Raw genomic sequence first — 6,574 nt, forward strand, 5'->3', positions numbered from 1 at the left:
CGTGGAGATCGTGCCGCGCGAGTTCGACGCCGAGGGGCTCGTTGCCTACTTCAGCGAGCAGGGCGTGACCGGCAAGAAGGTGCTCATTCCGCGCGCGAAGGAAGCGCGCGAAGTGCTGCCCGAAGAGCTACGCAAGATGGGCAACGAAGTCCTCGTCGCGCCCGTCTACCAGAGCGTCCTTCCCGAGGGCGGCGGCGCGCGGCTTCGCGAGATGATCGAAGACGGCGGCATCGATCTGGTTACCTTCAGCTCTTCGTCGACGGTGAAGAATTTCTTCGAGCTCGTGGGCGAGGACCTCGCACCGACGGTGCAGGAAAAATGCACCATCGCGTGCATCGGTCCGATCACCGCGAAGACGGCCGAAGAATTCGGCCTCAAGATCGACATCCAGCCGCCCAATTACACCATCCCCGAACTCATCGAAGCCGTGGTGGCCTACTACGCAAAATGAGCTACTGGTTTTTCGGCACGCCGGAATTTGCGCGCACCATTCTTGCGGGAATGGTGGAAGCGGGACTCCCTGTGAGCCTTGCCGCCTGCCAGCCCGATCGTCCGAAAGGCCGCGGCCACAAGATGCAGATGTGCGAGGTGAAGACCTACGCCCTCGAGAAGGGAATCGAGGTCTATCAGACACCGTCGCTCAAGACCCCCGAAGCGCGCGAGCAGCTCGAGGCCCTTGCGCAAAAGCACCGGCCCACTGTCGCGATTGTTGCTTCCTACGGGCTCATTCTTCCGCAATGGCTGCTCGATCTGCCTGAACACGGTTTCGTCAACGTGCACGCCTCACTGCTGCCGCGCTGGCGTGGGGCCTCGCCCATTGCCCACGCGATCTGGGCCGGCGACTCCGAGACCGGCGTTTGCCTGATGCGTGTCGTGCAGGCCCTTGACGCCGGCGGCGTGTTTTCACGGAAAACCGTTTCCATCACCGATGAAGACGACGGGCTCACGCTGGAGAACAAACTCGCCGAGGCGGGTGCGACGCTCCTTGTAAAAGACCTGCCAAAAATTCTCGCCGGTGAGTTCACCGAAGTTCCCCAGAGTGAAGAAGGCCTGACCTACGCCGCGCGACTGACGAAAGAGAGCGGCGCGCTCGACTGGAGCCGTCCGGCGGCAGAACTCGCCCGTCAGGTGCGCGCTCTGCAACCCTGGCCGGGGACCTGGACGCGCGTAGAGGGGAAGATGCTCAAAGTCCTGCGCGCGCGTGCGATTGCGGGAAATGGCGCGCCCGGCGAAGTGACCGATTCAAGCAATCGGTTGGTTGTTGCCTGCGGCGAGGGCGCCCTCGAATTGCTCGACGTGCAGCTTGAGGGGAAAAAAGCCATGAGTGCCGACGCCCTGCTGCGGGGTTTTGCCATCGAGGCGGGCACGGCCCTCTCTGCCGCCCCCGCGCCCAATCCGGCACCCGAGTGATGCGCCGACTGTGACATCTGCTGTCACGACGCGCTTTCCCCGGCCAGCCGCGGCGGCTATAGGGCAGGGGACCGGGAACTTCGCATGATGCAAAAACCCAAAACGCGCCGAGTGTTCACGTTGATCGCCCTGATGGGGGTGTTTGGCGTGGCATCGATCGCACTGGCCTACCGCCTGCCGCCAGAAAAACTCGTCCAATACTGGGCAGGTCGCATCCTGCGCTATCACGAGTTTGAAGTGCGGATGAAGCACCAGCGTTTCGATCCCGAGGTGCAAGAGCAGGTTCCAGACGTTTCCGAGGCGCGCATTCTCTTCGCGCGCGACGGCGCTTTCCGTATCGAGCGCACCGATCCCAAGGTCGCGCCGCTTGTGGTGGTAGGTAACGGCCAGGAAAGCCTCGCTGTGGCAGGTACCAAGGACCTCGGTCGCGCCGTGGCTGCGCGTTACGATTTTCCCTGGCTCTTCTCCATCGGGAAAGCCATCAGCCCCGAAGAGCTCGAAGCGCTGCAAAATCAGTACGTCCTGATCGACTCGGGCTACGTGCTCTGGATGCTCACGCGTATTGCCAAGTGGGGCATCGCCTGGAACCACACAAAGCTCGCACCTTATGGTGACGGGGAAGTGGGCTACCTGATGGGGCAGGGCTATGGTGAGCCCGACCCGCCCGAGGGCGAGCCCAAGTCCAGACTGCTCTTCGACAACCGCGACTTCATGCCCATCCTGCTCAACTGGGTGGATGATGCTGCCGGCACCGCCACCGAGTACAAGACGGTGATGAGCGGCTACGGCAACGACATCCTGCGCCATTTCCCCTCGCGCATTCAAATTTTCGTCGGCGGCAAGCTCACCGATGAGTTCACCTTGCTCTCGGCGCGGCTCTCTCCAAAATACATGCCCGAGGAAGTCGATCCCGCAGTGCTGCGCGGCTCGCTCGCCCCTGAGGACGATGCCGCCGGCGCCCCAGAGAAACCGGCGCCAAAACCCGCCGCGCCGGAGGCGCCATGATCGAGCAGTTCAACAAGTGGGACTGGATTCTCCTTGCCACGGTGGTGTCCTTCATCCACGGCGCGTCTTTTTTCTGGGGCAAGCTCCGGCGCCGCCAGATTCGCGAGTCCGAAGAACGCAAGCGCCATGAAGCGTCCGAGGAAGCCTGAACCGCCCTCGGGCGGTGAATTCGCGCAAGTCGCCGTTCCAGGGCCCCACCGGGAACTCTTCACCTATCGCATTCCAGAAACCATGGACGCCCTGGCAAAGGCCGGGCACCGGGTTCTGGTTCCATTCGGTCGCCGCCAACTGGTCGGCGTCGTGTGGGAGCGCATCGACGCGCCGCCGGCGCATGTTCCTGAAGAAAAGATTCGCCCAATTGCCGACGTGCTCGATTCGCACCCGATCATCGACGCGGGGGCCGCGCGCCTTTGCGAGTGGGCGGCGCGCTACTACCGCGCCTCCATCGGAGAACTCGCCCGACTTGCCGGGCCGCCGGGCGCGGGCTGGGCCAGCGGTCCCGAACAGATCCGGCTTTCCCTTCCGGCCGAAGGCGAACTCGTGGACATCGCCTCGCTTCCCGCCGGCGCGCGCGAGGTCTACTACGCCGCGCTCGAAATGCTCGTCGATACCGAGGGCCTTATCTTCGTTGCCAAGCTCGGCCGCAAGGCTGGACGTGAGGCCCTGCACTCCAGGTTGCGACTGCTTGAACGCGCGGGCGCGCTGAGCATCGAGTGGGAACGCCCCAGTAGCGGCGCCACCGGTCGGGAGATCTGGAAGTGGAGCGCGCTGGAGATTCCGGGCGATGAGCGCGAGGCACTTGAAACGCGCGCCGCCAAGCAGGCCGAGGTGTACGATGCGCTCGCCGCACGTGGGCCGAGCGATGCAAGTGAACTCGACGTATCGGGCGCGCAGGCCGCGCTCAAGGCGCTGCTGGAAAAAGGCTACGTCACCCGCGAAAAAGAAGCGGAGATTCGAAGTCCCTGGCAGCGTCTCGAAGCGCTCGCGCAGGAAGAGCCGCGCCACAAGCTCACCGGCGCGCAGGCGCGCGCGGTGCAGAGCATCGAGGAACTGCTCGGCACCGAGGACTTCGCAGCCGCCCTGCTCTGGGGCGTGACGGGCAGCGGAAAGACAGAGGTCTATCTGCGGGCCATCGAGCGCACCATCGAACAGGGGCGCAGCGCGCTGGTGCTCGTTCCCGAAATCGCGTTGACGCCCAGGCTTGCCGCGCGCTTCGTACATCGCTTCGGCCCCACGCTGGCGGTACTGCACAGCGGCCTCAGCGCGGGAGAGCGCTACGACGAGTGGCAGCGTCTTCGCTCGGGCAAGGCGCGCGTCGCACTGGGGGTTCGTTCGGCGGTGTTCGCGCCGCTCTCGGGCCTGGGGCTCATCGTCGTCGATGAAGAACACGAGAGCACCTACAAGCAGGAAGAAAATCCCGCCTACAATGCGCGCGACGGGGCGATCAAGCGCGCGCAGTTGGAGGGTGCCGTCGTGGTGCTCGGTTCGGCAACGCCCTCACTGGAAACGATCGCCAACGTCGAGGCCGGCAAGTACCGGCGGCTCGAACTACCCGAGCGCGTGGCCGGGCGTCCGTTTCCAACCATCGAGCTCATCGACCTGCGCGAGAAACCCGAAAAACCAAAGCTCAAACCCGGCACGGGCAAGGAACCAATTCCCTATGAGGAAAGCCGTCTTGTCGAAGAGGGCGAGGCGCGCGCGGCGATGCTTGCGGATTTCAAGGTGAAAGAAGAGGCTTGGGAAGCCGAAAAACAGCGGCCGTGGTTCCTTTCGCGAAAACTGCTCGCCGCGCTCGAGGAAAACCTCGCGGCGAAGGATCAGGCGATTCTCTACCTTCCCCGGCGCGGCTTTGCTTCCACGTTGCTTTGCCATGACTGCGGTTTTCAGATCGAGTGCCCAAACTGCGACGTGCGACTTCGCGTGCACATGCAGGGCGCCAAGCTTGCCTGCCACTACTGCGGGTATGAAACCCACGCTCCCGCGCAGTGCAGCCAGTGCGGCGGAACGCATCTGCACCCGGCGGGGCTGGGAACCCAGCAGCTCGAAGAAGCGCTTGCAAAGGAATTCCCCGACGCGCGGATCGCGCGCCTCGATCGCGACGTACTTGGTCGCAAGGGCGCCCTCGAGAAGACGCTCGAGAAAATGCAGAACGGGGAGATCGATTTCCTGCTGGGCACGCAGATGGTGACCAAGGGCCACGATTTTCCGGCGGTGACGCTGGTGGCGGTGGTGCTGGCCGATCTGGCGTGGGCGGTGCCGGATTTTCGCGCCGAGGAGCGCGGCTGGCAGCAGCTTGCCCAGGTCGCCGGGCGCGCCGGTCGCGGCGAGCGGCCGGGCAAGGTGCTCCTTCAGACCTTCGATCCCCAGGCCCCCCAGCTCGCCCGCGTGGGAGAGCAATGCCTGTGGGAATTTGCCGAGCAGGAGCTGGCCGGGCGCCGCCTGCTTCGCTACCCGCCGGTTTGGCGCTTGGCAGCAGTAAAAATCTCCGATCCCAACCCCCAGACCGCCCAGAAGGCCGCAGCGGAGGTTGCGGGGCTGCTCACGCCGCTGGGAGCCGAGCTGGGCGTGGATAAGCTGCGGATTCTGGGGCCCGCCCCGGCTGCGCTGAGCCGTCTGCGTGGGCGCTATCGCTGGCAGATTCTGCTGAAGGCGGCCTCTCCGGCCACGCTGCAGGGGGTTCTGGACCGGCTTGAACGCCGGATGTTCGAGGGCTCCTTTGCCCATCGCGGCCGCGTGAGCATCGATGTCGACCCTTATGAGCTCATGTAGGCGGAACATCCGTCCCATGTCCGATAGAGTGAAAAGTTGTTAATTTCCTTATGGTTTTGCCGACTTTGTTGATTTGAAGTGGGTCGGTTCCTATCATTTGCTATGCGTTCAGTTGCGGGACGCCTCTTTTGCCTCAAGGTTCGGGGAGCTGCCTTTTGGAGAAGTTGCATCCGCCAATGGCGGGCCCGGCAACCGAAACACTCCAAAGTGGTGGTTCAGGCGAAGCGCGAATGCGATTCAAGAAATCCCAACAAGCAGGAAATGTCCTGCGCGGCACCAAAGTGACCCGATCGGCGCGCTTGCTGGCCAGCTTTGTGGTTGCGCTGCTGGCGCTGCTCGCCTTCGGGCCCGAATCGGGAGCCCGGCCGCGCCCCAAGGCGCAGGTCCTCGCCAGCGCGCCGGTAACCACCGCCGCATTTCAGCGGATCTCCGCCTCCTACATCGATCCCTCGCGCTTTGATTTCGAGGTTGGTCTCGACGATGCGTTGCGTGCCATGGAAGCCCTCGTTCCCGAGTTCCAGGCCGACTACAAGCCCGGCGACACGGTGCTCAAGGCCCAGATGAATCTGGCGCGCAAGACCTTCAACGTCTCCTATCTGAGTTCGATCCCTGCAACTCTCGACATTCTCAAAAAGGTCTACGTTTTCATCGAAGAGAATCTCGAGAGCGAGGTGGACCTGCACGATGTCGAATACGTTGCGGTCAACGGGTTCATGAACATCCTGGACCCGCACTCGCGACTTCTTGCACCGGATATTTATCGCGAGTTCATGGTGACCACCTCGGGTTCCTTCGGCGGAATCGGCATCGTGGTCGGCGTGCGCGAGAACAAGCTCACGGTGGTCAGCCCGCTCGACGATACGCCGGCGGCCCGCGCAGGAATGCGTGCGGGGGACGAAATCATCCGAATTGAGGATGAATCGACTGAGAATATGCCCCTCGATGAAGCCGTCAAGCGCCTGCGCGGTCCCGAGGGTACTGACGTCAACATGACCATCCAGCGCGAGGGTGAGGCCAAACCCATCGAGGTTTCACTCACCCGCGCGCGCATCGAGATCAAATCGGTGAGTTACGAACTGCTGCCCGGCAACGTGGGCTACGTGCGGCTCACGAGTTTCCAGGAAATCAGTGCTCGCGATCTCAAAGACGCGCTCGCCGCCATGCAGGGCGAGGTGTCCGGCGCCGACAAATTCAAGGGTCTGGTGCTCGACCTGCGCAACAATCCCGGCGGCTTGCTCGATCAGGCCATTCAGGTTTCCGACCTGTTTCTGGAGAGCGGCGACATTGTCTCGACCGTGACTCGCATGAGCCGCAAGCCCGAACGCGCGCATCATTTCCGCACAGAGCCCGACTATCCGATTGTCGTGCTGGTGAACGAGGGCAGCGCCTC

General features: G+C 63.5%; 6 protein-coding genes. All 6 read left to right on the plus strand.

Features of this window, described 5'->3' with window-relative positions:
• A partial coding sequence (locus tag KDH09_18150) for a uroporphyrinogen-III synthase (protein ID MCB0221627.1) occupies positions 1-451 on the plus strand: 451 nt, incomplete at its 5' end.
• On the plus strand, positions 448-1,410 hold the full coding sequence (fmt, locus tag KDH09_18155) for a methionyl-tRNA formyltransferase (GenBank protein ID MCB0221628.1): 963 nt from the start codon (positions 448-450) through the stop codon (positions 1,408-1,410). The genes KDH09_18150 and fmt, both read left to right, overlap by 4 nt.
• 87 nt (positions 1,411-1,497) lie before the next feature.
• Complete coding sequence (locus tag KDH09_18160; protein MCB0221629.1) at positions 1,498-2,415, plus strand: hypothetical protein; 918 nt, start codon at positions 1,498-1,500, stop codon at positions 2,413-2,415.
• The gene (locus KDH09_18165; GenBank protein MCB0221630.1) at positions 2,412-2,564 is read left to right on the plus strand and encodes a hypothetical protein; all 153 of its coding nucleotides are present in this window, start codon (positions 2,412-2,414) and stop codon (positions 2,562-2,564) included. The genes KDH09_18160 and KDH09_18165 overlap by 4 nt, the downstream gene beginning before the upstream one ends.
• The gene (gene priA, locus KDH09_18170; protein ID MCB0221631.1) at positions 2,542-5,184 is read left to right on the plus strand and encodes a primosomal protein N'; all 2,643 of its coding nucleotides are present in this window, start codon (positions 2,542-2,544) and stop codon (positions 5,182-5,184) included. The genes KDH09_18165 and priA overlap by 23 nt, the downstream gene beginning before the upstream one ends.
• Before the next feature lie 230 nt (positions 5,185-5,414).
• The coding region (locus tag KDH09_18175) for a PDZ domain-containing protein (GenBank protein ID MCB0221632.1) at positions 5,415-6,574 on the plus strand (1,160 nt) is incomplete at its 3' end.

The organism is Chrysiogenia bacterium (assembly GCA_020434085.1).
In the GTDB taxonomy this organism is placed as follows: domain Bacteria; phylum JAGRBM01; class JAGRBM01; order JAGRBM01; family JAGRBM01; genus JAGRBM01.